This is a genomic window from Mycolicibacterium austroafricanum, assembly GCF_000612725.1.
Lineage (GTDB): Bacteria > Actinomycetota > Actinomycetes > Mycobacteriales > Mycobacteriaceae > Mycobacterium > Mycobacterium austroafricanum.
This window is the reverse complement of sequence record NZ_HG964453.1, coordinates 661,023-686,843: the sequence shown is the minus strand read 5'-3', so window position 1 is coordinate 686,843 and position 25,821 is coordinate 661,023. Positions and strand designations below refer to the sequence as shown.

The following is a 25,821-nucleotide window of genomic DNA, read 5'->3' as shown; positions in this document are numbered from 1 at the left end:
CGGTCAGAGCTTGAACCGCCCGGCGAAGCCGCGCAGCGGCAGATCGGCACTGGTCATCAGGCCCGGCCGTGCCGCGACAACCGATTTGATCGCGTGCAGGGCCGGCATCCCGGTCACCGTCATCCCGATCGACGCGAAGTTCGCGGGGTCGGACAGGTCGACGCCGGGCTTGGGGAAGATCATGTGCTTGTTGTAGATGTTCGGGTCGCCCTTGATCTGGGTGATGTAGCAGCCCTTGATATCCCAGCTCGGGTCGGTGTGCGGGGTCATTTGCCACTCCAGGTGCGTCTCGACTCGGGGCACACCGTCGACCATGCCCTGGTACTTGATGTAGTTGCCGCCCAGCGAGCCCTTGGGCAGCTGGTACCAGCCGAGGTCGACGTCCTTGGTGCACGCGCCGAGCTCGTAGCTGAACTTCACCTCGTCCAGGGTCAGGTCGAAGCAGTCGGCCATCATGTAGACGCTGTCGGCGAAGACGCGGGTGTACTTTTCCAGCTTGCCGGGGATCTCCGGGTCGTCGACGGGCTGGCCGTAGCCGACCTCGATCCAGGTGTCTCTGGAGTGGTGGCATGACACGTCGACGGACTCGATGGTGGTGACGTTCTCGATCTCGGCGACGTCGGCCGAGCAGACCACGCCGAGGATCTGGTTCAGGCCCGGGTTCATCCCGGTGCCGTAGAACGTGGATCCGCCCTTCTCGCAGGCTTCTTGGAGTAGCTGGGTGACCGGCTTGCCGGAAGGGTGCGGATGGTTACGGTCGCGGTGCCAGCCGGTGATCCAGTCGGCCGTGGTGACGATGTTGATGCCGGCCTCGAGCACCTTGACGTAAAGGTCCTCATCCGGAAAGACACCGTGGAACGTCAGTACATCTGGCTTCGCCGCGATGATCGCTTCGACGGAGCCGGTGGCGATCACACCGTTGGGCGCCAGCCCCGCGAGTTCACCGGCGTCGCGGCCCACCTTGTCCGGCGAATAGCAGTGCACGCCAATCAGTTCGAGATCCGGCTGGTCGGCGATCCGCTTGATCATCTCGGAGCCGACGTTGCCGGTGGCCACCTGGAAAACCTTGATCGTCATGGGAACCTTTCGGGAGTCAGTGAGCAGAACGCGCGGCGAGCTCGGCGGCACTGCCGCCTTTGCCGTCCGGATAGAACTTCTTGGCCCACTCGCGGATCGCGGTGAACCCTGCCAGCTCGGAACTCGCCAGCGCCGGCGGATCCGAGTAACGCTGATGCGCCCAGATGTGGATGTCCTGGCGGAATTGGCGGATCACCTCGGCGCCGAACTCCTCGGCCTTGACCCGGGCGCGCTCGGGATCGCGCACCTGCCCCCTCGGCTTGCCGATGTACACCATGAACCGTACGTCGGAGGTGGATTCGTCGACGGGCGTGATCGCCGAGATCGTGCGGTTGTCGATCATCCCCCAGCTCTTGGTCACCGCGATGCCCAGGCCGCCGTTGATGGCCTCGACGCCGCTGTTGACCTCCTCGATGCGCTGGCCGTCGTCACCCTCGAACGTGATCGTGAAGTCGACATAGGAGATCGGCTCGTCGAAGTCGTGGCGGGTGAAGATCGGGTTGATGGGCGTGCCGTGCACATACTTGAAATGGGCGAAGTCGACCCCGTTTTCGAGCACGTACTGCGGGTGCATCTCCAGGCCCTGCTCGAACAGACGCTGCTGCGGGTAGTAATCGTCGGCGCTCGAGCCGTCCCCGAAGCTGGCGAAGATGTCGGGGGCGTCGAAGAAGGGTTCGCGGTTCTCGATGTCGTGCCAGATGTAGATCGACGCGTTGCGTTCGACCACCGGGTAGGTCTTGATGCGCCGCCCACGGTTCGGCCGGTCCTCGTAGGGGATACAGACGTTGCGGCCCTGCTGGTTCCACTGCCACCCGTGGAACGGGCACTGCAGCACCTCGCCGTGCACGGTGCCGCCGAAGCCCAGATGCGCCCCGAGGTGTTCGCAGTAGGCGTTCATCACGGTGAGCTGTCCCGACTCGGCGCGCCACGCGACCATCTCCTGGTCGAAGTACTTCATGGTGTGGACGTCGCCGACCCCGATCTCGTTGGACCAGGCGACCTGGAACCATCCGGTCGGTTTCATCGACAGGGGCGGTTTGGCCATGCGCTGAAGAATAGAACAGCCGATGAAAGAAACATAGTAGGTTCTACGAAACTTTCGGTAGGCTCGCCCCATGACCCAGGCAGCTGCATCCGCGCGGCGCCCCAACCGACGCGGTCAGGCCACCCGCGCGAACATGCTCGAAGCCGCGTTGAAGTCGCTGGCCTCGGGCGACCCCGGGTCGGTTTCGGCCAACCGCATCGCCAAGGACATCGGTGCGACCTGGGGCGCCGTGCAGTACCAGTTCGGTGACGCCGACGGCTTCTGGGCCGCGGTCCTGCACCGCACCGCCGAACGCCGGGCCGACGTGTTCGCCTCGGTCGACCCCGACGCCTCGCTGCGCGACCGCGTCGCGAGCATCATCGACACACTGTATGACGGCCTGGCAGAACCTGATTCACGCGCCATCGAGAACCTGCGGGCCGCTCTCCCCCGCGACCCCGCCGAGCTGGAGCGGCTGTACCCGCAGACCGCGGCCGAGCTGTTCTCCTGGGGGCAGTCCTGGCTGCAGATCTGCCACAACGCCTTCGCCGGTCTCGGTGTCGACCCCGACCGCGTCCGGGAGATCGCCACGCTGATTCCGGGCGCGATGCGCGGGCTGGTCTCCGAACGCCAGCTCGGCTCCTACGCCGACCTCGACGTCGCCCGTCGCGGCCTGACCAACGCGCTCGTGGCGTACCTGCAGGCCGCGGACTGACTCAGCCCCACACCGACATCAGCGTCACGTAGCAGGTGGTGCCGGCCAGGATGCTCAGCAGGGCCTGCCCGCGCCACAGGTGCAGTCCCGCGGTCACCGCGACGGCGGCCGTCAACCACAGCAACTCGACGGCCGTGTCACCGGCCACCGTCCGCACGGTGTAGATCGCCAGAATCAGCATCACCCCGACCGGCATGTGCACGCTGAGGTACTTGACGACGCGGCTGTGTCGCATCGGCGCCAGCGCCGCGAACGGCAGGGCGCGCAGCGCCCAGGTGACCGCCGCACTGACCAGCACCAGCACCGCGATGTAGGCGTTGTCAGGCACGGTCGCCCCTGCGCTGCAACGACATCCGAACCAGCAGAACACCCGCGAACGCGGCGAACGCGCACACCAGCATCTGCCCCGGGACCACCAGCCACGCGACGACGGCGCACACGGCCGCCGTGGCCGCGGTGATCCGGTCGGGCCGCTGCCGATACGCGTCGATGCCGAGCACGATGAACAACGCGGTGAGCGCGAAGTCAAGACCGGTGAGGCGCTCGATCGGCAGCGCCTCGCCGACCAGGCCGCCGATCGTGGCACCGGTGACCCACAGTAGGTGAAAACACAGTTGCATCAACAGGATCGGACGGGTGCCCCACGACCTCGCCTCCGGGCTGACGCCGACCGCGTAGGCCTCGTCGGACAGTGTGTAGGTGCTGTACAGCTTGGCCGGCACGCCGCGGACCCGGTGCAGCGGGAATGACAGCGCATAGAACACGTGCCGGGAGTTGACCACGACGGTCGTCAGCGCCACCACCGCGATGGGCGCCGCCGTCGCGGCCAGGTGCACCATCAGGAATTCGAGAGAACCCGCATAGATGACGGCCGCGAACACCGGCGCCCACCACCACGCGAGCCCGGCGTGCACCACCAGGAATCCCAGCGCCATACCGAGAGGGATGAACGCCAGGCCGATGGGCGCAGCAAGGCTCAGCACACGGCGCAGCGAGTCGCCGGACTCGGGACGGGGCGGCACTGAAATACCTCCTTGACGGGGACCCAGCGGCTAGCTTTCCACGAGTGGACATCTTCACTGACTGGCAGCGCGACGGCACCCACTTCACCTGGGCCTCCACCACAGCGGCGAACGCCGGAACCGAGGTCGAGGTGTTCAGCCGCCGCTGCGGAACTCCGGGGGCGCCGGCGCTGGTCTGCGTCCACGGCTTCCCGACCTCCGGGATCGACTACTCCGCGTTGGCACGCGAGTTGGCAGCCGAGTTCGACATCTATGTGCTGGACTTTCCCGGCTACGGATTGTCCGGCAAGCCGCCGTCGCCCTACGTGTACTCGTTGTACGACGATGCCCGGCTGTTGGTGCACGCGATCACCGAGCGGTGGCGGCTGACCGACTACCGGATGATCACCCACGATCGCGGCAGCAGTGTCGGCATGATCGCGCTGAGCATGCTGGCCGAATCCGGCTCAACGCCAGTCGACGTGTTCATCACCAATGGCAACGTCTACCTGCCGCTGGCCAACCTGACAGCGTTCCAGGTGGCGCTGCTCGACGAGGCCACCGGCCGCGCCACCGCCGCAGCGACGACACCGGCGATGTTGGCGGCGGGGCTGGGTGCGTCGACGTTCATGCCTCGCCGCTCACTGCAGGACGACGAGATCGCAGCGCTGGCACAATGTTTCGCGCACAACGACGGAATCAGCGTGCTGCCCGACACCGTCAGGTATCTGCACGAGCGCGCCACCGACGAAACCGGCTGGCTGGAGCGGTTGTCCACCATCGACGTGGACACCACGCTGATCTGGGGCCTGCACGACACCGTGGCCCCGCTGCGGGTGGCAAATCACGTCTGGGAGCACTATCTGAAGTCCAGCCCCGGCAGGAACCGCTACTGGGTGGTTCCCGGCGCCGACCACTACGTGCAGTGTGACGCGCCGGGGCAGCTGGCGGGGATCATCCGGCTCACCGCGGAGGGAGTCCCGCCCGGCCTGCCCACGCTCGGCGACCGCCCCGACGGCGCGGTGCTCGTCGACCGCTCAGACGGCGATGACGGATGACGGTGCCGCACCGTAGATCTCGACGGTGTCGAACGCCCGCGCGATTGCGGCGAGCTGGGCCGCCGTCAGCCCCTGCTCGCCGGCGCTGCTGAGCACAGCGGCCCGGCCGTCGACGAACTTGGCACTGGTGCCGAGCCGCCCCAGCGAGTGGTAGAACACCTTGGCCCACGTCTGGTCCGAGACGCCGGCGGTGGCGGCGTCGGTCATCATCAGGTACGCCGCATGGCTGAACACGGTGCTGTTGACGTGCTCACCGCGGTCGTCGCCCTCGCCGGAGTACATGTCGCTCACCCGTTCCCGGTACGGCCCGTAGGCCGTTCTGATGGACCCCGGGTCGGCGAGGTTGCGGACCACACCGTGGTCGGAGTCCTCGCCGATCAGCCATCGCCCATCGCCGGTCTTTCCCTCGACCAGCGCGCCGAGAATGTCGCCGTAGGCCTCGTTGAGGGCTCCGGACTCGCCGTAGTCGAGCACCGAACCGCCGTCACCCACGACGTAGGACACCACCGCGTGGACGAACTCATGCGCGACGACGTCGACGCTCGCCTGAAGGTAGCCGGCGTCGCCGAAGGCGAAGAGTTGCCTGTTGGGATCCCAGAATGCGTTCAAGTAGCCGCCGGTCGAGATGCGCGGGTTGTACCGGATGCTGACCGAGACCAGGGCGCCGTCGTCGTCGAAGGATGTCCGCCCCAGCACGTCCTGGAAGTAGTCGTAGACCACGGCCATGTTGGCGTGCGCCGACACCGCGGCCGCATCCCAACCGAAGAAGCCGCGCTTGACGACGGTGCCGGGCAAGGTCGGACTGCCCAGCCCGAAAAGCGAGTAGGACGTCTTGTAGGTCTTGATGTTCCTGGGCGCGTCGATCAGTTGGTAGGTCCTGAACCACAACACCGTTCGGGTGTCGATGGTCATGACTCGCGACTCGCCGAGCCAGTCCTTGGCGATGCTGATGGACGTCGCGGCCTGCGCGTTGGAGGTGCCCAGGATGACGTCGCCCGCCGACGCGCCGTCGGCGTCGATGAGGTACGTCGCCCCTGACGGCGACATCTCGCCGGTGTCGGGGACCACGACGGTCACCCGCCACGCAAGGTCGGACGTCGCGTCGTCGTGCGTGTACACCACCAGTTCCCTGGTGAATGTGCTTGTGGAGAGGAAGCTTTCGAGCATACGAGAGTCGACGTCGGGGCCGAGATAGGCGGTACCGGCGATCAGCCGCACCTCGGCGTCCTCGTCGACCGCGGCACCCGGGGTTATGTCGAACCCCTCGCCCAGCCCGCGGTAGTAGTTGAACACGCTGGTGACCTCGCCGGCAGCGTTCGTCACCAGGATCACCTCGCTGCCGAGAACCGGTACCCCACCGATCTTTTCGGTGTAGCGGTAGAAGTGCTCGGCGTCCGCCCCCTCGCCCACGCTGGAGGCGGTGATCGCCGACGGATCGGCGAATCCCGCGGCGGCGCCCAAGGCGAACGCCAGCGAGTTCAGCACCGCGGCGGCATCGTCAGGGTTGACGACCAGTTGGTCGGTGAATCGACCGTCGATGACGCCGACCGCGCCGTTGCGGCCGGGCGTGACCTCAACACCATCCCGCGACGTCAGTTCACCCATCGCCAGACCCGACGGAACACTTTTCCGGACAGGCGAACTCGCGGCGATGACCACCGTCACCTCGGTGGGACGGGTGATTCCCAGCAGGCCGAGTAGCCCGTGCACGTGGAACGGGTTGCCCGAGGTGTCGTCGATCCGGACGGTGAACTTGTCGGCGCGCCCGGCGGCCGCGGCGCCCGGCGTGTAGGTGAAGCCGCCCGAAGCGTCGATGGCGACCCGGCCGTAGGCCGGCCCGCCGGTGAGGGTGTACGTGAGCGCGGCGTCGTCGTAGTCGACGGCGTTGAGGTTGCCGGTCACGACGCCGTCGAGTCCGGGGCCCGATGTCGTGGCATCCGCGGTGGGCCGCTGGTTGTTCCAGGTGTACTGGGTCTGCCGCACCGCCAGCCACAGTGACTGCACCAGCGCCGAGACCGGCGTCGGCGGGGTGGGCCCATCATCACCCTGTGGCCGCAGGCCGACCCAGGTAAGAACGTCGGTGACCATGCTCTGCACAGTGACGGGTCGCGCGCTGACCAGGGTGCGCAGCGCAGCCGCGGGCGCGGTGGCCACGTCGGGTAGCGCCGGGTCTGGGACGGCCGCCACGACGGGATCGGCCGGCTCCGGGGTGTCGGCGACCGAGGTGGCGAGGGCGGGTTCCGCGGGTTCGCCGTCATCGGCGGCCGCGTCGGCGGCGACGGCGTCGGCGGCGTCGGAGGGCGCCTCCTCGGTGCGCGTGCGCGACTGACGGGTCGGATCCTCGTCGGTTGACGCAGCCACTTCGATGTCGTCGGCTTCTTCGGCTTCGTCTGCCACGTCCGCGAGGTCCGGCTCTGCGTCGGGCTCGGGATCCGGCTCTGCGTCAGCCTTGGGCTCGGGATCGGCGTCCGCGGCGGTCGACGCCTGAGACGCCGTCGAGGGCCCGGCGTCGGCCGTCTCACCGGACTGCGAGCTACTCGATGGTTCCGATGTCTCCGACGGGCTCGCTACCGCGACACCCTGCCCGACGACCATGCCCACCCCGATGCCGGCGAGCACCACCCCGGAGTAGAGACCACGCCAGGAACCGTTCGGCGTGCGCGATCTCGGGCACCGGTCCACCTTGACCCCCAGCATTGACGTAGCCAGCAACCTACCACCTTCCAGCAAACTGCCGAAGCAATCCGGCCCTGACGAGGACCGCAACCGCCGGCACTGGTTGCGTCATCAAGTTCCGGGATGCGGGAGCGCAGCAACGTCGACCGGTTCGATACGCACCGCCACGCCGTTGAGCACCGACATTCCGGCGAGACGTTCCAGGTCGGCGGCGTCGTTGGACATCAGTTCGTTGACGTTGGCCCCGCCCGACCGATTGGCCAGCTGCCAGCCGCCCTTGTGACCCCAGCCGTGCGGAATCGCCACGGTTCCAGGTGCCACCTCGTCGGTGATGCGGACTTCGGTCTCGATGGCTCCGTACTCCGAGGTGACGCGGACGGTCGCGCCCTCGGCGAGACCGGCCGCAGCGGCGTCGGAGGGATGGATCCGGGCGCGGTGGCGCCGGTCGCCCTTCATCAGCGTCGGGCTGTTGTGCATCCACGAGTTCTGCGAACGGACCTCCCGCATCCCGATCGCCATCAGCGGGAGATCGGGGTTGTCGGGGTGACGTTCCCCGAGCCGCTCCACCTCGGCGAGGATCTCGGCGGGCGCCAGACTCACCTTGCCGTCCGGCAGTTTGACCGCTTCGTCGCGGATGCCGGTCGGGGCGTGTTCGGACAGTACGATGCCGTGCGGATTGGCGCGCAGCTTGCGGGGGTTGATGCCGTTGCGGCGCAACCCGAACCGGTCACCGTAGGGACCGATCCGCATCAGCACCTCGACGAGGCGGCGCGGCGTCATGCGACCGAATCCCCGCCGGTCCAGCCAGCTCAGCACCCCGTTGAAGCGTTCCAGCGGCCCGGTGGCGAACAACGACAGGCCCATCCGGCGCGCCAGTTCGTCGAACACCTCCCATTCGTTGCGCGCCTGTCCGTACGGCGCCAGCACCGCCTCGGTCGCCTGGACGAACACCGTCGGCGAACAGTTCGCGAAGCTGTAGGGCACGTCGTAGCGTTCGAGGAAGGTGGTGGCCGGCAGGATGAAGTCGGCATGGCTGTTGGTCTCGTTGACGTAGAGATCCAGTGACACCAACAGATCGAGCTCGCCGAGCGCCTTCTCGAGCATGGGCCCGTTCGGCACGGTCAGCACGGGGTTGCCTGCGGTCACGAACAGGGCCCGCAGTTGTCCCTCGCCGGGCGTGAGGATCTCCTCGGCGATCAGCGCGGCCGGGTAGGTGCTGATCACCTCCGGCAGACCGCCGACGCGCGAGCGCGCCGTGTCGTAGGTCATCTTGCCGGTCTTCTCCCCCACGTCCTCGAGGGGAACGACCGCACGGGCGAACAACATCCCGCCGGCGCGGTCCAGGTTTCCGGTGACGATGCTCAGCGCGTCAAGCAGGTGGCACACCAGCGTGCCGTGCCTGCCGAGGCACGCACCGGTGCGGCCGTACGCCACGGCGGCCGGGGCGGAGGCGAAATCCCTTGCCAGAGTGCGCAGGATGTCCGGGGCCACACCGGTGCGCACCTGGGTCTGCTCGGGCGGGAAGGCCCGCGTGAGGTCCCGCAGAGCTCGCCAACCGGTGGTCTGGCGGTCCAGAGCAGCGGTGTCGGCGAGGTCCTCCTCGAAGATCACGTGCAGCATCGACAGCAGCAGCCAGGCATCCGAATCCGGCCGCACCGGCACGTGCTCGTAGGCGCGGGCGGTCTCGGTGCGTCGCGGGTCGACCACGACGACGCGGCCGCCGCGCCGGGTGATGGCCGACAGGTCGTCCTTGACCCGTGGGGTACGCACACCGCTGCCGTGCGACACCAGCGGATTGGCGCCGAGCATGAACAGGAAGTCGGTACGCGGCAGGTCGGGGAACGGGACCTGGCTGGCCGCACCGTACAGCAGCTTGCTCGCGACGAAACGGGAGTTGATGTCCTGGGATCCCGACGAGTACTGGTGGTGCCCGCCGAGACGGGTCAGGAAAAGCCCGGACCAGATGCCGGTCGCGTATCCGAACGCGATCGGGTTACCGAAGTACTGGCCGACCGCGCCGCCGCCGTGCGTTGCGACGATCCGGGTGAGCCGGCCGGCGATGTCACCGAGCGCCTCGTCCCAGCTGACTTCGTCGAAGGTGCCGTCCGGACGGCGGCGCAGCGGTGAGAGCACCCGGTCGGGATCGTTCTGGATGTCGGTGAACGCGATGCCCTTCGGGCACGCCCGCCCGCGCGACAGCGGATTGTCGGGATCCGGCCGCAACGAGTGCAGCCGACCGTCCTCCACGGTGGCGATCAGCCCGCACAGCGCTTCACAGATCCGGCAGTAGGTGACGCGTTGCTCGACCGCCATCGGCCCACATTAGGCAGCCGACAAAATGCGGTCAAGGATCTGCCCAGGTCACCCGGCATGACGGCGCCACCCATTCGCCGGAAGCACCGGCGAAACATCCCTAAGCTGGTTCGGTGACCCTCGTTCTCGGCCCGGTGCTGCGGCACGTCGGCGACACGACCGCCCTGGTGTGGGTGCAGACCGACGCCGCGGCCGAGGTGGAGGTGCTCGGGTGCGCGGCGCGGACGTTCGAGGTCCAGGGCTTCCACTACGCACTGGTGCCCGTGCAGGGCCTGGCGCCCGATTCCGCGATCGAATACCAGGTACACGTCGACGGAGTGAAGGTCTGGCCGGAGCCCGGTTCGGACTTCCCGCCCAGCGTGATCCGGACCCGGGGACCGAACTCGGCAGACCGGTTGCGGGTGGTCTTCGGATCCTGCCGCTACCCCAAGACGGGCGACCCCAAGCTCGACGACAAGCTCGGCCTCGACGCGCTGGACTGCTACGCGGCCCGGCTCACCGCGCTGCCGGTCGACGAGCGGCCGGACGCACTTCTGCTCCTCGGCGATCAGGTATACGCCGACGAACTCACCCCCGACGCGCGCCGCCACCTGGCAGGCCATCGCAAGCCCGGCCGCCGTCCACCGGATGAGGTCGTCACCTTCGGCGAATACGAGGGCCTCTACCGGCACACCTGGGGAGACCCGGAGATCCGCTGGATCCTGTCCACCCTGCCGACGGCGATGATCTTCGACGACCACGACATCCGCGACGACTGGAACACCTCGGGGGCGTGGCGTCGCGAGGTCAACCAGAAGCCGTGGTGGCGTGACCGCATCCGCGCCGGCCTCGGGTCCTACTGGGTGTACCAGCATCTGGGGAACCTGAGTCCCGGCGAACTCGCGGCCGACGCCGACTACCAGAAGTTCACAGCCAACGACGGTGACTGCTGGCCGCTGCTGGTCGAGCTGGCGGACCGGGCCGACAGCGAAGTCGACGGCGACAAGGGGCTACGCTTCAGTTTCCGTTGGGACCTGGGCCGCAGCCGACTGATCATGGTGGACTCGCGCAACGCCCGCATCCTCGACAGTGGCGACCGGAAGATGCTGGGCGACAGGGAGTTCCGGTGGCTGGAGGAACAGGTCGACGACCGTCTGGACACCCTCGAGCACCTGCTCATCGGAACATCGCTGCCCTGGCTTCTCCCGCCGGCGCTCGGTGACCTGCAGACCATCAACGAGTTCGCGGCCAACCGCAGCGGTGTGCGCGGTGCGTTGGCCGAAAAGATCAGGCAGACAGCCGACCTCGAGCATTGGCCGGCGTTCCTGACCTCGTTCCTGCGGCTCTCCGCGCTGATCCGGGCAGCGGCGTCCCGACCGTCGCACGGTCCCGCAACCGTGTCCGTGCTGTCCGGCGACGTCCACCACAGCTACGCGGCGCGGGCCGACTTCCCCGGCGCCACCACCGCACGGGTCCATCAACTCGTGTGCTCACCGGTGCACAACTACGTTCCGGCGCCGGTGAAGCCGGCGTTCAGGCTCGCCTGGTCGCAGCGGGCGGCCCGCCTGACCCGCCGATGGGCGCGGCACGCGGGATCCCCTGCCCTGCCGATGTCGTGGCGCAACCTCAGCGGCCCACTGTTCGGCAACACCATCGCCACCTTCGAGAGCCGAAAACGCAGTGCCCATGTGGTTTTCGAGCAACCCGGCGATGACGGCGAGCTGGCCACCGTCGCCGAGGTCGCACTCACCGACTGACGGTCAGTGCACCCCTTCCATCTGCCGGCTGATCCACGGCGCGATGGCGAACACGATCACCCCGGCGGCGACCGCCACGCCACCGAGGATGCCGAAGTAGGCGACCTCCCGGGACGGGTCGTAATACCGGGCGAGCACCCCCGACATGGAGGTTCCGAGACCGACCGAGAAGAAGTACAGCGCCATCATCTGCGCCCGGAACGCCTCCGGGGCCAGCTTGGTGGTGACCGAGAGCCCGATCGGGGAGAGCAGCAGTTCCGACACCGCGAACACGCCCAGCACCGCCATGACCAGTAGGGCGGGCACCGCAGTGATGCCGGCCAGCGGCACGAAGCACAGGAACGCCAGACCCATTCCGATGACGCCGTAGGCGAACTTGCGCGGCGTGGTCGGCGCCCGTGTGCCCAGCCGTGTCCACATCAGCGCGAACAGCGGCGACAGCACGATGATCCAGATCGGTTCGATCGAACCGATCCAGTTCGACGGCGCGCGGTCCACCCGAAGATCGACCAGTTCATCCGTTCGTCGGAGTACACCGCCAGCACGGTGAAGATCTGTTGGAACAGGGACCAGAAGACGGCGTTGGCGACGAACAGCGGGATGAAGGCGCGCAACCGAACCCGCTCGGGACCGCTGACCTTGTCGCTGCCCAGCATGATCAGGAAGTAGCCGATCGACGCGACGATGATGACGCCGGTGGTGACCTGCGACAGGTTGGCCAGGGTCACCAGTTTCAGCGCCACCGCCGCCGCGATCACGACGATCACGGCGACGAACACGCCGGCGGTCTTACCGATCGCGCTGCGCGGCAACGGGTTCGGCACCTGCCGACCGTGATCGCCCAGGTTGCGGCGGAACACGACGTACTGGATCAGTCCCAGCGCCATGCCGATCGCGGCGGCGCCGAACCCGTAGTGGAAGCCGATGCGGGTCTGAAGCAGGCCGGTGATCAACGGCCCGATGAACGCCCCGAGGTTGATCCCGAGATAGAACAGGGTGAACCCGCCGTCGGCGCGCGCATCGCCCTTGTCGTAGAGCGTGCCGAGCAGCGATGACGCGTTGGCCTTCAACGCACCCGAACCCAGCGCCACCAGCACCAGGCCCACCCCCACACCGGTCAGTCCCGGCAGGATCGCCAGCGCGATGTGGCCGAGCATCACCACGACGCCGCCGTAGAACACCGTGCGCTCCATGCCGAGCAGGCGGTCGGCGATCCAGCCGCCGAGCACGGTCGACAGGTACACCAGGCCGCCGTACGCGCCGACGATGCCGGTCGCGGTGCTCTGCGGCAGCCCGAGTCCCCCGTCGGTCACCGAGTAGTAGAGGTAGTAGCCGAGGATGGTGAGCATGCCGTAGAAGGAGAAGCGCTCCCAGAGTTCGACGCCGAAAAGATTGGTCAGCCCGACCGGATGGCCGAAAATGGTGCGCCGGTCGCCCTGCTCGCGGATCGTCATGCAACCACCGTGCACCTTGGGCGCTTCCCGTCACAACATTGCGGCCGGAATGTCGTCCCTACACTCGGCGGCATGCCCGTTCCCGACAAGCCACGTCCCGGCCAGGAGTCCGTGTGGGATTACCCGCGTCCCCCGCGACTGGAGGAGTTCGCCGGTGCGATCACCGTCGAGTTGGGCGGTCAGACGATCGCCGTCACCGACCGGGCCTGGCGCGTCCTCGAGACCAGCCACCCCCCGACGTATTACCTTCCGCGGTCGTGTTTCGCCGACGGCGTCCTGCGGGAGGCGACCGGGGCGTCGTGGTGTGAGTGGAAGGGACAGGCGAGGTACTTCGATTTGGTGACGCCGTCCGCCGTGGCGCCGCGCGCCGCGTGGACATACCCGAACCCGACCCCTGCCTTCACCGCGATCGCCGGTGCGATCGCCGTCATGCCCGCGCTGGTGGACCGGTGCACAGTTGACGGCGAGCAGGTGGTGCCGCAACCGGGCGGCTTCTACGGCGGGTGGATCACCAGTTGGATCGCCGGGCCGTTCAAGGGGGTGCCGGGCTCGAGCGGTTGGTGACCGTACACTCGGGACACACCCTGTCAACGCGGCCGTAAACGCTGTGAACACGCTGGCAAGCGCGTATTTTGATCGTGGGGGTAGTCGATCGAGGTGGGGATCCGAATGAACGTTTCAGCACGCGCCGCGTTGGCCGCCGGTGTCACAGCGCTGACCGGCGGCGCGCTGATGTTCACCCCGTCCGTACTTCCGGCGACGATGAGCACCGTCGAAGTTGTCCGCCCCGTGGCCTTCGCCGCCGACGGCACGCCGATCAAGCCCGTCTCCGACGACGACGTGCGGGCCGCGCTCGAGTTGATCGGGAATCTCGGTTCCGTCGCCGGCCCCCGGAAGGTGACCGTCAGGCTCGGCGGCCACGACCACCCGGAGGCCGCGCGGGCGATCCTGCCCACCGCGCACGTCGTCGATTCCGGCGGCGCCGACCCGGCGTCCGTCGACGCTCCCGCCGCTGCCGCGGACGGCCAGGCGTTGGACGAGCCGGTCGTTCAGAACGCCGCGTCGGACCTCATCGACACCGTGTATTCGATCAGCCGGTACTGGGCCAATTACGTCTCGCTCGACCTCGGCCCCTGGTTGATCAACTGGATTCCGTTCGGGTATCTGATCTCCGACCAGATCTACATCTGGTACCCGGATTTCGTGCTGCCGGTGGTCGACAGCTTCGTCTACGACTTCCTCGATCCGGTGGTCAACGACCCGCTGAACCTCAACGTCTGGCTCGACGGCATCGGCGACATCATCAACACCGCGCTCACCGGTGTCTACAACGGAGTCGTCGGCGAGATCCAGTACGCGCTGTCCTTCGACTGGTTCCCGATTCCGTTGCCGCCGCTGCCGCCCTTCCCGCCGTTGCCGATATTCGACGCCGCGGGCGCGACATCGACTGAGGTGACGCTGGCCTCGTCCGAAACCGATGAGGCCGCCGTCGAGACCACCGACACCGACGGCACGGACGCGGCGACCGGCAACCCGGTGGATGACGCGACCGGGGAGGCCGTCGAGACGCCCGCTGCAGAGGACATCGCCGGCGAGGACGCCGCACCGGCTCCCGCCGACACCGCGGCCGAAGTCGAGCCCGAGACTCCCGTCGAGGAATCGGTCGAGGACGCCGCCGAACAGGATGCCGCCGAAGAGGATGCCGCGGCGGCGGAGGAGACGGGTGACGAGACACCGGCCGAGGACACCGACGCCGACGAGTCCGGGGCCGACGAGCCCGCCAGCGACGGGAAGGACAGCGCCGCCGCGAGCGCGTCCGGCGACTGACCAGCGGCTACTCGCCCGCGGCCACCTGCACGCGGCCGCCGGGATAGGGCAGGTCGATTCCGTGTTCGTCGTACGCGCGCAGGATCGCCCGGCGCAATTTACGCTGCACAGCCCACTGGGCGTTCGGGCGTACTTTCACCGTCATCCGTAGCTTGATCAGGTCCGGTGACAGCTCCTGCACCCCGAGCATCTCCGGTTCACCGATCACCTTGCCCGCAAGGGCGGGGTCGGCGACGGCAACTTGCGCAGCCTCGTGGGCCACCTGCTCGGCGCGGTCCACGTCGGCCGTCAGCGCGACCGGCACCTCGATGCGGGCCACGGCGTACTCCTGGCTCATGTTGCCGACGCGGGCGATCTCGCCGTTGCGGACGTACCAGAGCGTGCCGTCGATGTCGCGGACCGTGGTGATCCGCAATCCGACGCTCTCCACTTCACCGACCGCTTCGCCGAGGTCGACGGTGTCGCCGACGCCGTACTGGTCCTCCAGCAGCATGAACACGCCGGTCACGAAATCGCGCACCAGGTTCTGGGCGCCGAAGCCGATGGCGAGCCCGACCACGCCTGCCGAGGCGATGAAGGGCGCGATGTTGACGCCGAGCACGTTGAGCACCGTCAGCACGACCCACACGAGCAGCACGATCGACACCGTCGACTTCAACACCGAGCCGATCGTCTGCGCGCGCTGCTGGCGCCGGGCGGTGACCTGTTCGCTGCTTGCCGAGGACGGGACACGGTCGCGCAGCTTGCGCACCAGGGGCGGCGTTCTGGTCCCTTCCACCGGACTCCGGTCCTTGCGGGTCCTGGCGGTGGTGGCGCGGTCGATCATGCGGTGCACGACGAACCGGATGACGAGGGCGACGGCGAGGTAGGCGACGATCCGGATCGGAACCTCGATGAGCCAGTGCCTACTGGTGTCCGTCCATTCGAAAGCCAAAAGAGAGACATCCATGTGTCCCCACCATACGGCCGCCGGGCCCTCGCACCGAATGAGACGATCGACGAGTGACCGTTGTTCTCGCGCTGCGGTGCGCAAACGGGCTGGTGCTGGCGTCGGACTCGCAGATCACCGATCCGGGCCGCGGGCTCACCTACCCGGCACAGAAACTGCACCCGCTCGGCACGCATGCCGCGTGGGGCGGCAGCGGTTCACGAGCGGTGCTCTACGACGTCGAGCAGGTGTTCACTGCCGAACCGGACGCGATCCTGCAAGCCGACAACATCGGCCATGCCCTGCAGGCGCGGATCCTGCCGATCCTCGAACATCACTACACGAGCTTCATCGCCGACGTGCCGGGACAGGAGAAGAACGGCACCCCCGCGACGTATGTGCTCGCCGCCGGCTACGTCGGCGACGAACCGTTCATCATCGACGTGGATCCGCACGGACTGATCGGGCATCACGAGGAAACCGGATTCCAGGCCGTCGGCAGCGGCGCCCCGATGGCCCAGCAGGCCCATGCCCTGCTCGCCCATTTCCGGATGGCCGAACGCGACGTGGACTACGGAGTGGTCGTGGCCCTTCGTGTGCTCGACGCACTTGACGCCACCTCGCCCAGCGTCGGCGGCCCGATGGACATCTGCCGCATCACGCCGGAAGGTGCCGAGCACCTGAGCCCGGAGAAGGTGAAAGATGTTCGGGTACAGGTGGACCGGTGGGTCCAGCTGGAGCACCGGGCACTCGATCAGCTCTTCGACGGGCCCCCCTGAGCCGGCTCCGCCTGGGCGGGTTCGACGGTGATCAGTTCACTCAGGCCGCTGATGGCGAAGATCGTCGTCAGCAACGGGTGGACGACGAGTGTGCCGATCTGGTCGGCCCGGGCCGACAGCACGTTGATCGCGGCGCTGTCCACGTATTCCACCGAGGCGAGGTCGGCGACAAGGCCGGCACCGCCGTCGGCGGCCTCCGCCGTCGCGGCGGAGAGTGCTCGCCTGAATGCGTCGACGTTGCTGAGGTCGATCTCCCCGTCCGCGACCAGAACGACGGTCCCGTCCTGCCGGTGGGTGATGTCGAGGGAGAGCGCGGTGGGCATCAGTCGATCCTCGTGTCGAGACGAACGCTGGTTCCTGAACTGCCGATGTCGATGTCGACGTCGCGCATGAGAGCGCGCATCAACGCGATACCCCGACCGCGATGCGAATCACGGTCAGGTCGAGGAACTTTCCACGACCCGGTGTCCGCGATGGTCAACTGCACCCGGTCGACCAGTGCGGTCGCGTGCAGGCTTACCGTGCCCTCCGGGGTGTGGCGGTGACCGTGTTCGATGGCGTTGGCCAGAGCTTCCCCGGCCGCGACGAGGACGTCCATGACCCGCGCCGGTTCGACCCGGGCGCTGGCCAGCCAGCTGCGCAGGGCGGCGCGGGCCGGTGCGAGATGGCTGGCGTCCGCGGGAAAGTTCATCTGCAGCGGGGCGGGGTGTCGGTAGAGCAGAAGGGCCACATCGTCCTGATAGCCGTCGCTCGGCGCCAGACGGGACATGATCTGGTCCGCCAGATCCTCCAGGGCAGACGTGCGATGGCCCTCCAGGAGTGCGGCGGCGCGGGAGATGCCGTCCTCCAACAGGACTCGGCGGCGTTCGACGAGGCCGTCGGTGTAGAGCATGAGCGTGGCGCCCGCCGGCATGGTGAACCGGGCTTCGGGCCGCGACCAGCCGACTCGTAGACCCAGGGCGATGGTGTGGGCACCCTCGAGCAACCGCGTGCGGCCGTCGGCGTGCACCAGGATCGGCGGCGGGTGTCCGGCACTGGAATACACGAGTTCACCGGTGACGGGGTCGAGCACCACGCACACCGCGGTGGCGCATTGCGCGCCGGGAAGCCGTGCCGCGAACCGGTCCATTCCCGCCAGTGCCGCAGCGGGACTTGGGTTGTCGAACAGCAGCGCGCGGCATGCGCTGCGCACCTGACCCATCACCGTCGCTGCGGCCAGGCCGTGTCCGACGCAGTCGCCGACGATCATCGCGATGCGCCCGTCGTCCAGATCGACGACGTCATACCAGTCGCCACCGACCTGCAACGGCCTGCTGGCTGCCTGATAGCGCACCGCGAACCCGTGCGGCAGATCGGCGGGGCCGAGGATGGCGTGTTGCAGCGCCAACGCGGTTTCGCGCTGCTGGTCCACCCGGTGCACGCGTTGCAGAACCTGGCTGAGGCGACCTGCGAGCACCGTCAACAGCGTCTGGTCTTCGAGGGTGAACGAGCGCTGATCGGTCAGATCGATCCACACGACGAGGACGCCTTCGGGATGCTGTATCGCGATTCCCGCCGTCCCGGGCTGCACGGTGCTCGGTGTGAGCAGATCTCCGTCGCGTAATGCGTTGAGCGCCAGGCGGGTCTGCGCGGGAAGGTCGGCCCACCGCGTGTCCTCGCCGACCGCCACGACATTCGGCGCCGGCTCCACCGAGTCGCTGTGGGTGGGGAAGGTGACCGCGAGGACCCGGCGTGCACGCCACAGCCGGCGCAGTTGCTCGGCCGCGGCGCGCATGGCGGCGTCGACGGAATCCGCCTGGGCGAGTTCCTGATTGAGTGCATGCTCGCGACCGGCTGCCAGGGCCAACGCGATCGCGGCGTGGCGGGCGAAGTCACTCACAAGTTCCAGGTAGTCGTTGTCGAAGGCGGGCTGGTGCGGGTGGCGCGCGACGGCGATCACCCCGAGGACCGCCTCGTCGGCGATCAACGGCATCACGATGGCCGAGCGCTTCCCCACATCGGTGAATCCCTCGATCGGGTACTGGAACGAGTCGGTGATCAGCGGTAGACCACGCCGGGCGACGCCGCCGGTGGTGGAACCGTCCATGGGCACCTGGCGTCCGATCACCTCCGAGGCGTACCGGCCCGCCGTCGCGGCCACCACCAGGGTGTCGACCTCGTGGGCGGGCAGGTCGGGTTCTCCCGGCACCAACAGGATCGCCTGCTCGGCGTCGGCCAGCTCCAGCGCCAGGTTCACGATCAGCTGCAGCGGTCCTGTCTGCGGGTCACCGGACAGCAGCGCGGTGGTGATCTCGCGGCTGGCTTTCGTCCATTTCGCGGACTCGCGTTCCCGCTCGAACAGCCGCGCGTTGTCGATGGCGGCGGCCGCCGCCGTCGCCAGGGCCCGCACCGCCCCCTCCTGGGAGTCGGAGAACACCCGGTCCAGCCGGTCGTCGGCCAGGTAGAGGGCGCCGAAGTCGGCTCCCCGGACGGTGATCGGGACGCCCAGTAGGGCCCGCATCGGCGGCTTCTGCGCCCGCAGCCCCGCGACGCCGGGATATCCGGTCAGGTCGTCGATCCGGATGCCCTCACCGACCGTGAGCCCGCCGAGCGTGCGGGCGACGTCCTCGTCGATCCCGTCGCAGACGAACGACGCCCACGTACCGTCGGCACCTTTGATTCCCAGCGCCCCGTAGCGGGCGCCGCTGAGCTCCCTGGCCCCGGTGACGATGCGGTGCAGGGTCACGTCGAGATCCAGGTCGGAGCCGATCGCGACGATGACCCGAACCAGCCGTTCCATCTGGTCGCGGGCCGCCACCAATTCGTCCATCTGGCTCACCAGTTCGCGCCGGCCCCGTCCGGTGAACGCAGACGTCCCGTTCCGTGCATGGACTCAACCTAAACCCTCGTTCTCGGTCTTCGGTCGACCACCGAAACCGTCGCGCCCCGACGCGGACAGCCCTGGCGCCGGCGTCGTCGGAGGTCTCAACGGGCCGTCGACACACCGTCGCCGGCGGCCGGTCGGACGCAGGCGGCTTCGTCGCCGGTGGAGAGTTCGGGCCGGTCCCACTCGCGGATGCCGGCACTCTTGCGGGCTGACCAGCAGTTAACGTGCGGCTGGGTGACACCAGGTCACCGGCTCCACGACCGGGTGCGCCGCCGGCTCGTTGTTGCCCAGTCGACCAGACCTCCACTCGGTCGCCGCCCACGCACCCCCGAAGTTGGGTGCGTATTCAGCCGCCGTGGCGCGGCGAAGTCGTTGAGGTCCTTCGTTTTCCGGATCGAGATTTGTCGCTTTCAGCATGGAGGTCCGGGCGGTACGCGTCCGATTCCGGAACCCGCCCCGGCAGGCGGCCATAACCGCAGCGGCCCCACAAGTTCCAGGCTGGAAGTGACAACACGGCGGCGCGGGTCGGGTACTGTCCGCACGCGTGGGCAAATTAGCTGTACTGACAATTGGTGTTGCGACCGCACTCGCGCTCGCTCCGGCCGCACACGGCGAACCGGGCGGCACGCCCCTGGTGCAGTCCTACGGCTTGCCCGCCATACCTCAACAGCAGGGCCCGTCGTGCGACGCCAATTACTCGGGAGCCTGCGTTCCCGTCGCCAGCGACGTGGACTGTGCCGGCGGCAGCGGCAACGGTCCGGAGTACGTCTCGGGTCCCGTCACCGTCGTCGGCGACGACATCTACGGCCTCGACCGAGACGGTAACGGAACGGGTTGCGAATAGCCGTCCACGTCCATCGTCGGCCGATCGCGGCGGTTCGGAACTCAGGGGTGCGGATACCTGTGGCGGGTACGTCAGAGTTGATCGCTCTGTTGATGAGCGAGGGCAAGCCTTATCCGGAATGAGCCTTGCACTGCCGACTATGCATTTCGTACCCTACAGAGGTACGTTTTGCATATCCAAGGAGTGAAGTGGCACTCAATCGCAGCACTCCGATCCCCGCCACCCTGGCTCAGGCCCCGCTGAAGACAATCCGGCCGCGCGACGCAGCGGCTGTGTACGCCCATCCCCGGCCCCAGCTGGTCCGGCTCGCCGAACAGGGACTCCTTCACCGTCTCGCCAACGGGTATTACGCCGTTGTCCCGCAAGAGATGTTGGGTCGCAAATGGATACCAAACCTAGAGTCCGCCGCGGCGGGAATCGCGACAGCCATCTACGGCTTCGACAACGTTGCGCTCATGGGCGTCAGCGCCGCACGTCTGCATGGCGTAATGCCGCGCGCGTTAGCAACGGCGGTCGTGGCCGTGCCGCGCCAGCACCGCCCCATCGAGCTATCTGACCGAACCGCGATCGTGCGACTCGTCCAGCGCGAGACCGGTAGCCTTGACGCCGAACGCATACGCACCGAGCTGGGACCGGCATTGGTGACCACACCCGAACAGACGGTCCTGGACCTGGCCCACCGCCCAACCCTTGGCGACAACGAAGCCGACGTTCCTGACGCCGTCGCCGCGCTTTACTCGCGCAGCGACAAGAAACGCCTTCAACGACTTGCCACCGAGCAGCGCCGACAGGCTTCCCTGCGCCGGGCCGAAGACTGGTCCGGGGTCGGCCATGGATTCTGACGAACGCGACTTGGTCGCAACACAGTTCGGCGTCTCCACCGAACAAGTCGAGCGCGACCACCTCATCTCCCACGTCCTTGCCTTCCTCAGCCGTGAGTTCGGTGACCGAATCCACTTCATCGGCGGCACCGCGCTGGCCCGCACCCACCTCCCCGACTGACGGCTGAGTGAGGACATCGATCTCATCGCCATCGGCAGCCGCAAAGAGGTGGCCAACGAGCTCGACGCCGCACTCCCCCGCGCCGTCGCGCGCACCCACGGCAGGCTGACTGTCGAACCCGCCCTCCGCGCTACCGCAGACACCCCTGCCGGTGCTGTTGCGCCCGTCGGACGGAAGGCCAGTTCGGCTGCAATTGCTATCGGCACGCGACCGGGTCGTCTGGCCGACGGAGCGCCGCGAACTCGTTCAACGCTATACGGATGCTCCTGCCGCTGAAATGCTCGTGCCCACCCTCCCTGCGTTCGCGGCGTCGAAGACGGCGACATGGACGGACCGGCACGCACCCCGCGATCTCTGGGACCTTCGGGCCCTGAGCCGAGTCGGCGCCATCGACGCAGACGCCGCCGCGCTGTTTCGGCGGTATGGACCTACCAACAAGGCGCCGACGCTGCGCATGTTCGACCGGGCTCCGACGGACGCCGAGTGGCAGGCGCAGCTGGCCGAGCAAACCCGCCTGACCGTTACGGGCAGCCGAAGCGCTCGCCGCCGTACGCGAGGCTTGGCGGCAGGCCGCACGACTGCTCAGACCGTCATAAACGGTGAATAAACGATGAGTTCAAGATTTCTGATCTTGACAAACACCGTCTGAAGTGGGGCGGGCGGGGCTCGAACCCGCGACCAAGGGATTATGAGTCCCCGGCTCTGACCAACTGAGCTACCGCCCCCGGCGCACGTGCGCGGCCCCTATGGTCGCACACCGCCGCTCAGGCGAATATCGTCTGGCCCTGCTCGTCGACCTCGTAGCGCTCCGTGCCCTCGGCCACCCGGGGCGCGTCCGCGGCCAGGGACACCGCGATCTTGTTGGCGGCGTTGCGCATCACGTCGAGGGTGAGCTCCAGCATCTGGCTCTCGGAGAAGTGCCTACGCACCCCGTCGGCGACGGCGGCATCGATGCGCGACGGTGACCAGATCAGCGCGTCGACATAGCGCAGCGCAGCCTTGTGCGCCTCGGACAGTCCGTCGGCGGACTCGAAGTCCGCGATCTGGCGGTACAGGTCCTCCGACCCGCCGGCATCCAGGGCGTGGCCTTCCCGCAGCGATTTGCACAGCCGGCAGTTGTGCGCCTCGGCCCCACGCAACCGGACCACCTCCGTGGTGACCGGGTCGAGTTCGTGCAACCGCGCTACTGCGGGCACGAACCCGCCGAGCAGTGTGCCGACCGGATCGGTGTCGCGGTCGATCGTCACGTCGGCCGACCAGCCCGGCCTGCCCAGGCCGAGCGACTCGCACCCGGCCCACACCCGGGGCAGGAAGTCGGCGATGAAGATCGCCACCACCACCCGGAAAGCGTTGTCCCCGAAGACATTCATCAGACGCTCGCGCTGAAACTCGCCGATGCCGGTGACGTCCACGGCGAACTGCTCGGCGAACGCCACGAGGACGGCGTCCTCGTCGGTGTGCTCGTCCGGCAGGTCGGTGGTGGTGGGCAACGGAGGCAGCGACAGCGCCCGCCCGCACGTCAACCGGATCAGGGTGTCGGCGCGCTCCTCACCCGAGGACAACGCGACCAGTCCAGCCAGCCGCTCGGGCAGCGCGCGTTCGGTCACCCCCGCATTATTGCGCCTGGCTGACCGACGACATGTGGAAGTCGGGGATCCGCAGCGACGGCATTTGGGCGCGGGTGGCCCAATCACCCCATTCGCGCGGCAGGGTCACCTCGCTGACACCGGCTTCGGTGGCGCGGCGCAGCAGATCCAGCGGGCTCTCGTTGAACCGGAAGTTGTTCACCGCGGCGGTGACGCGACCGTCCTCGACCAGGTAGACGCCGTCGCGGGTGAGCCCGGTCAGCAGCAGCACCGACGGGTCGACCTCGCGGATGTACCACAGCGTCGAGAGCAGCAGCCCCCGCTCGGTGCCCGCGATCATCTCCTGCAGGCTCGCCGTGCCGCCGGTCATCAACAGGTTGTCGGCGGCCAGCGCCACCGGCGCGTCGAACTCCCGGGCCGCTGCCCGCGGATACGACAACGCGTTGATGACGCCGTCGCGGATCCAGTCCACCCGGTCGATGCGCAGGCCGTTGTCGAACACCGACGAGTTCTCCGAGGACGTCGGCGCCGCCACGAACGGCGCGCACTCCAGCCCCGGCGCACCGGGATCCGAGTACAGCGTCAACGGCAGCGACGTCAGCTTCTCGCCCACCCGGGTGCCACCGCCGGGCGCCGCCAGCGCGGTGCGGCCCTCCTGCGCCCCGCGGCCGCCCATCGACCACATGAGGTAGATCATCATGTCGGCCACCGTGGACGGCGGCATGATCGTCTCGTAGCGACCGGCAGGCAGTTCGACGGTGCGGTTCGCCCAGGACAGCCGCGTCGCGAGCTCCTCGAGCATCGAATCCGTCGGCACATCAGTGAAATCAGCTGTGCTGACCCCGCTCCAGGCGCTGGCACCATCGCGCTTGGCGTTGATCTCCACCGAGCCGGTCGGTTGGGTGAACCGTCTGCGCAACCCGGCGGAAGTCGCGATGAACGTCGTCTCGAGCTCGTGCCGCGCGAATCCGAACAGGGTGTCGCGTCCGCGGAAGCCGCGCGCCAATTCCCTTGCCACACCGCCGAACACCTCGGCCCCGGTCCCGGGGATCTCGGCGTCCCAGTCGGCCGGGGTGTCGCCGCCGGGTAACGCGGGGGCGCTGTCGCTCGCCGCCGGCGCCGCCGCGGCCGCCGCCTGCGAGGCGGCCACCAGACCGGCGATGACGGCCGGGTCGGCCGCGCTGGACCGCACCGACCCCACGTGGGCGTCCTCGCCGTCACGCACGATCGAGATGACGGTCGTCGTACGGCTGGTCGATTCGCCGTTGGTGGTCATCGTGTTGTTGGCCCATCGCAGCGACGTGTCGACCCGGTCGGTCACCACCACGATGGTCTCGTCTGCCCTGCCCAGTCGGCGCGCCTCGCTCAGCGCGACGTCGACCACCGTCTGTGCCCCGATCATGGTCTACCGCCCGCCCTCTTCGCGCGTGTTGAGAACGTTGATGCCGCGGAACAGCGCCGACGGGCAGCCGTGGCTGACCGCGGCGACCTGCCCGGGCTGCGCCTTGCCGCAGTTGAAGGCGCCGCCCAGCCGCCAGGTCGATTGTCCCCCAACGGCTTCCAGTGCACTCCAGAAGTCGGTGGTGGTCGCCTGGTAGGCGACGTCGCGCACCTGGCCGTCGAGTCTGCCGTCCCGGATGCGGTAGAAGCGTTGTCCGGTGAACTGGAAGTTGTAGCGCTGCATGTCGATCGACCAGCTTTTGTCGCCGACGACGTAGATGCCGTCGGACACCTGCGCGATCAGATCCGCTGTGCTGAGGTCCTCGGGTCCGGGCTGCAGTGACACGTTGGCCATCCGCTGGATCGGCACGTGGTGCGGCGAGTCGGCGTACGAGCAGCCGTTGGACCGGCCCACGCCGAGCCGCGGAGCGAACACCCTGTCGAGCTGATATCCGACGAACACGCCGTCGCGCACCAGATCCCAGCTCTGCGCGCGCACCCCTTCGTCGTCGAAACCGACGCTGGCGAGGCCGTGCGCGACGGTGCGATCGGCCGTCACGTTCATCACCGGCGACCCGTACTGCATGCGGCCCAGCTTGTCCGGGGTGGCGAACGACGTTCCGGCGTAGGCGGCTTCGTAGCCGATCGCCCGGTCGTATTCGGTGGCGTGGCCGATCGACTCGTGGATGGTCAGCCACAGATTGGTCGGGTCGATCACCAGATCGGTCGGCCCGGCGACCACGCTGGGCGCCTTGACCTTCTCGGCCAGCAATGACGGCAGCTCCGCCAACTCGCCGGCCCAGTCCCAGACCTCGTCGCCGACCACCGCCTCCCAACCCCTGGCTGTCGGCGGAGCCAAGGTGCTCATCGTCTCGAAGGATCCGGCCGCCGCGTCGACGGCGACGGCTTCGACGTTGGGCAGCACGCGCACCCGCTGCTGGGTGATCGACGAACCGAACGTGTCGGCGTAGAAAGTCTGCTCCTTGGCGGTGTGCAGCGAGGCCGAGACGTGGTCCACGCCGTCGGACGCCAGCAGCCGGCCGGAGTAGTCCTCGAGCACCGCGATCTTGTCCTGCGCGGCGATGCCGAACGGATCGATCCGGTAGTCGGACACCCAGGACACGTCGCGGTAGACCGGCTCGGGTGCCAGCTCGATCCGTTCGGCGTTCAACGGTGCCAGCGTGGTCGCCACCCGGACGGCGCGGCGGGCGGTGTCCGCCGCGGCCGCGGTGTCCAGTTCGGCGTGGGAGGCGAACCCCCAAGTGCCGTCGACGATCACCCGCACCGCCAGCCCGATCTCGTACCCGGTGACCGAGGTTTCCAGCGCGCCGTCACGCAGGTGCACGGTCTCGGTGGTGATGGCGTGGATGCGAAGGTCGGCGTAGCCGGCGCCGGCCTGGACGGCCGCGGTCAGCGCCGCATCGGCGAGCGCGTGGCGCGGCAGCGCGAGAAAATCCGGGTCGACGGTTCGGGCTGTCACGCCTTCACACCGTAG

At 68.2% G+C, this 25,821-nt stretch carries 22 protein-coding genes, 1 tRNA gene and 1 pseudogene; 10 read left to right on the top strand and 14 right to left on the bottom strand.

All coding sequences use genetic code 11. The features are described 5' to 3' along the window. Window positions 1–3: 3 nt before the first annotated feature. Together BN976_RS16930 and BN976_RS16925 are read right to left on the bottom strand one after the other, a co-directional pair. The gene (locus tag BN976_RS16930; protein WP_036372160.1) at window positions 4–1,077 is read right to left on the bottom strand and encodes an NAD(P)H-dependent amine dehydrogenase family protein; all 1,074 of its coding nucleotides are present in this window, start codon (window positions 1,075–1,077) and stop codon (window positions 4–6) included. A 16-nt stretch (window positions 1,078–1,093) separates the two neighbouring features. Further along, on the bottom strand, window positions 1,094–2,122 hold the full coding sequence (locus BN976_RS16925; protein WP_036372158.1) for an aromatic ring-hydroxylating dioxygenase subunit alpha: 1,029 nt from the start codon (window positions 2,120–2,122) through the stop codon (window positions 1,094–1,096). 70 nt (window positions 2,123–2,192) lie between these two features. Between BN976_RS16925 and BN976_RS16920 the strand changes: the two genes are divergently transcribed. Beyond that, window positions 2,193–2,816, top strand: a complete 624-nt coding sequence (locus tag BN976_RS16920) for a TetR/AcrR family transcriptional regulator (protein WP_036372155.1) — start codon at window positions 2,193–2,195, stop codon at window positions 2,814–2,816. A 1-nt stretch (window position 2,817) separates the two neighbouring features. Here the strand turns inward: BN976_RS16920 and BN976_RS16915 are convergent, their stop codons facing one another. Both BN976_RS16915 and BN976_RS16910 read right to left on the bottom strand, forming a co-directional pair. Further along, on the bottom strand, window positions 2,818–3,144 hold the full coding sequence (locus BN976_RS16915; RefSeq protein WP_011780955.1) for a branched-chain amino acid transport AzlD family protein: 327 nt from the start codon (window positions 3,142–3,144) through the stop codon (window positions 2,818–2,820). Beyond that, complete coding sequence (locus BN976_RS16910; protein WP_051558451.1) at window positions 3,137–3,838, bottom strand: AzlC family ABC transporter permease; 702 nt, start codon at window positions 3,836–3,838, stop codon at window positions 3,137–3,139. Before BN976_RS16910 ends, BN976_RS16915 begins: the two co-directional genes overlap by 8 nt. Before the next feature lie 44 nt (window positions 3,839–3,882). Here BN976_RS16910 and BN976_RS16905 point away from each other — a divergent pair, with 44 nt between their 5' ends. Beyond that, window positions 3,883–4,875, top strand: a complete 993-nt coding sequence (locus tag BN976_RS16905) for an alpha/beta fold hydrolase (protein ID WP_036372153.1) — start codon at window positions 3,883–3,885, stop codon at window positions 4,873–4,875. Here BN976_RS16905 and BN976_RS16900 read toward each other — a convergent pair. Together BN976_RS16900 and BN976_RS16895 are read right to left on the bottom strand one after the other, a co-directional pair. Continuing rightward, complete coding sequence (locus BN976_RS16900) at window positions 4,855–7,587, bottom strand: M4 family metallopeptidase (RefSeq protein WP_235622059.1); 2,733 nt, start codon at window positions 7,585–7,587, stop codon at window positions 4,855–4,857. The two genes, BN976_RS16905 and BN976_RS16900, sit on opposite strands and share 21 nt — an antisense overlap. A gap of 75 nt (window positions 7,588–7,662) precedes the next feature. Then, window positions 7,663–9,864, bottom strand: coding sequence for a molybdopterin-dependent oxidoreductase (locus BN976_RS16895; protein ID WP_036372152.1), 2,202 nt, complete (start codon window positions 9,862–9,864; stop codon window positions 7,663–7,665). A gap of 113 nt (window positions 9,865–9,977) precedes the next feature. Here BN976_RS16895 and BN976_RS16890 point away from each other — a divergent pair, with 113 nt between their 5' ends. Next, window positions 9,978–11,600 (top strand): alkaline phosphatase D family protein, encoded by a 1,623-nt coding sequence (locus BN976_RS16890; RefSeq protein WP_036372150.1) that lies wholly within the window; start codon window positions 9,978–9,980, stop codon window positions 11,598–11,600. A 3-nt stretch (window positions 11,601–11,603) separates the two neighbouring features. On the opposite strand, the pseudogene BN976_RS16885 reads toward BN976_RS16890, so the two are convergent. Next, window positions 11,604–13,054: pseudogene (locus BN976_RS16885) on the bottom strand (peptide MFS transporter). A 72-nt stretch (window positions 13,055–13,126) separates the two neighbouring features. Here BN976_RS16885 and BN976_RS16880 point away from each other — a divergent pair. Together BN976_RS16880 and BN976_RS16875 are read left to right on the top strand one after the other, a co-directional pair. Continuing rightward, a complete protein-coding gene (locus tag BN976_RS16880; RefSeq protein WP_036372148.1) occupies window positions 13,127–13,618 on the top strand; it encodes a DUF427 domain-containing protein in 492 nt (163 codons plus the stop codon). A 105-nt stretch (window positions 13,619–13,723) separates the two neighbouring features. Then, entirely contained in the window at window positions 13,724–14,881 is a 1,158-nt protein-coding gene (locus tag BN976_RS16875) for a hypothetical protein (protein WP_036372145.1), read from the top strand. Window positions 14,882–14,888: 7 nt separating this feature from the next. Here BN976_RS16875 and BN976_RS16870 read toward each other — a convergent pair whose 3' ends face one another. Further along, window positions 14,889–15,830 (bottom strand): mechanosensitive ion channel family protein, encoded by a 942-nt coding sequence (locus tag BN976_RS16870; RefSeq protein ID WP_036372143.1) that lies wholly within the window; start codon window positions 15,828–15,830, stop codon window positions 14,889–14,891. Window positions 15,831–15,883: 53 nt separating this feature from the next. On the opposite strand from BN976_RS16870, the gene BN976_RS16865 reads away from it, so the two are divergent. Continuing rightward, complete coding sequence (locus tag BN976_RS16865) at window positions 15,884–16,588, top strand: Ntn hydrolase family protein (protein ID WP_036372141.1); 705 nt, start codon at window positions 15,884–15,886, stop codon at window positions 16,586–16,588. Here BN976_RS16865 and BN976_RS16860 read toward each other — a convergent pair. Further along, window positions 16,564–16,911 carry an STAS domain-containing protein gene (locus BN976_RS16860; RefSeq protein WP_036372139.1) on the bottom strand — a complete coding sequence of 116 codons (348 nt, stop codon included), beginning with the start codon at window positions 16,909–16,911 and terminating at the stop codon, window positions 16,564–16,566. The two genes, BN976_RS16865 and BN976_RS16860, sit on opposite strands and share 25 nt — an antisense overlap. After that, window positions 16,911–19,397 carry a SpoIIE family protein phosphatase gene (locus BN976_RS16855; protein ID WP_036372137.1) on the bottom strand — a complete coding sequence of 829 codons (2,487 nt, stop codon included), beginning with the start codon at window positions 19,395–19,397 and terminating at the stop codon, window positions 16,911–16,913. The genes BN976_RS16860 and BN976_RS16855 overlap by 1 nt, the downstream gene beginning before the upstream one ends. Before the next feature lie 601 nt (window positions 19,398–19,998). Between BN976_RS16855 and BN976_RS16850 the strand changes: the two genes are divergently transcribed. From BN976_RS16850 to BN976_RS34695, 4 genes are all read left to right on the top strand, one after another. Further along, the gene (locus BN976_RS16850; protein ID WP_109489610.1) at window positions 19,999–20,298 is read left to right on the top strand and encodes an excalibur domain-containing protein; all 300 of its coding nucleotides are present in this window, start codon (window positions 19,999–20,001) and stop codon (window positions 20,296–20,298) included. A 188-nt stretch (window positions 20,299–20,486) separates the two neighbouring features. Next, window positions 20,487–21,140, top strand: coding sequence for a type IV toxin-antitoxin system AbiEi family antitoxin domain-containing protein (locus BN976_RS16845; RefSeq protein WP_036372133.1), 654 nt, complete (start codon window positions 20,487–20,489; stop codon window positions 21,138–21,140). Then, complete coding sequence (locus BN976_RS34700) at window positions 21,130–21,300, top strand: nucleotidyl transferase AbiEii/AbiGii toxin family protein (protein WP_310830450.1); 171 nt, start codon at window positions 21,130–21,132, stop codon at window positions 21,298–21,300. The genes BN976_RS16845 and BN976_RS34700 overlap by 11 nt, the downstream gene beginning before the upstream one ends. A gap of 151 nt (window positions 21,301–21,451) precedes the next feature. Beyond that, window positions 21,452–21,907: a nucleotidyl transferase AbiEii/AbiGii toxin family protein gene (locus BN976_RS34695; protein WP_310830452.1), complete on the top strand. Its 456-nt coding sequence runs from the start codon at window positions 21,452–21,454 to the stop codon at window positions 21,905–21,907. A gap of 44 nt (window positions 21,908–21,951) precedes the next feature. Here BN976_RS34695 and BN976_RS16835 read toward each other — a convergent pair. The 4 genes from BN976_RS16835 to BN976_RS16820 all read right to left on the bottom strand — a co-directional run bounded on the left by BN976_RS16835 (window position 21,952) and on the right by BN976_RS16820 (window position 25,806). Next, window positions 21,952–22,025, bottom strand: a tRNA-Ile gene (locus BN976_RS16835). Window positions 22,026–22,064: 39 nt separating this feature from the next. Further along, the gene (locus tag BN976_RS16830) at window positions 22,065–22,907 is read right to left on the bottom strand and encodes a carboxymuconolactone decarboxylase family protein (protein ID WP_036372131.1); all 843 of its coding nucleotides are present in this window, start codon (window positions 22,905–22,907) and stop codon (window positions 22,065–22,067) included. A 7-nt stretch (window positions 22,908–22,914) separates the two neighbouring features. After that, window positions 22,915–24,288 (bottom strand): metallopeptidase TldD-related protein, encoded by a 1,374-nt coding sequence (locus BN976_RS16825; protein WP_036372129.1) that lies wholly within the window; start codon window positions 24,286–24,288, stop codon window positions 22,915–22,917. 3 nt (window positions 24,289–24,291) lie between these two features. Further along, window positions 24,292–25,806 carry a TldD/PmbA family protein gene (locus BN976_RS16820; RefSeq protein ID WP_036372126.1) on the bottom strand — a complete coding sequence of 505 codons (1,515 nt, stop codon included), beginning with the start codon at window positions 25,804–25,806 and terminating at the stop codon, window positions 24,292–24,294. Window positions 25,807–25,821: the final 15 nt, after the last annotated feature.

Bases quoted from the DNA above. Each gene is read 5' to 3' on its own strand.
- BN976_RS16920 (WP_036372155.1), top strand. From the start codon at position 2,193: ATGACCCAGGCAGCTGCATCCGCGCGGCGCCCCAACCGACGCGGTCAG.
- BN976_RS16855 (WP_036372137.1), bottom strand. From the start codon at position 19,397: ATGGACGAATTGGTGGCGGCCCGCGACCAGATGGAACGGCTGGTTCGG.
- BN976_RS34700 (WP_310830450.1), top strand. From the start codon at position 21,130: ATGGATTCTGACGAACGCGACTTGGTCGCAACACAGTTCGGCGTCTCC.
- BN976_RS16875 (WP_036372145.1), top strand. From the start codon at position 13,724: ATGAACGTTTCAGCACGCGCCGCGTTGGCCGCCGGTGTCACAGCGCTG.
- BN976_RS16930 (WP_036372160.1), bottom strand. From the start codon at position 1,077: ATGACGATCAAGGTTTTCCAGGTGGCCACCGGCAACGTCGGCTCCGAG.
- BN976_RS16880 (WP_036372148.1), top strand. From the start codon at position 13,127: ATGCCCGTTCCCGACAAGCCACGTCCCGGCCAGGAGTCCGTGTGGGAT.
- BN976_RS16860 (WP_036372139.1), bottom strand. From the start codon at position 16,911: ATGCCCACCGCGCTCTCCCTCGACATCACCCACCGGCAGGACGGGACC.
- BN976_RS16925 (WP_036372158.1), bottom strand. From the start codon at position 2,122: ATGGCCAAACCGCCCCTGTCGATGAAACCGACCGGATGGTTCCAGGTC.
- BN976_RS16825 (WP_036372129.1), bottom strand. From the start codon at position 24,288: ATGATCGGGGCACAGACGGTGGTCGACGTCGCGCTGAGCGAGGCGCGC.
- BN976_RS16895 (WP_036372152.1), bottom strand. From the start codon at position 9,864: ATGGCGGTCGAGCAACGCGTCACCTACTGCCGGATCTGTGAAGCGCTG.
- BN976_RS16870 (WP_036372143.1), bottom strand. From the start codon at position 15,830: ATGGATGTCTCTCTTTTGGCTTTCGAATGGACGGACACCAGTAGGCAC.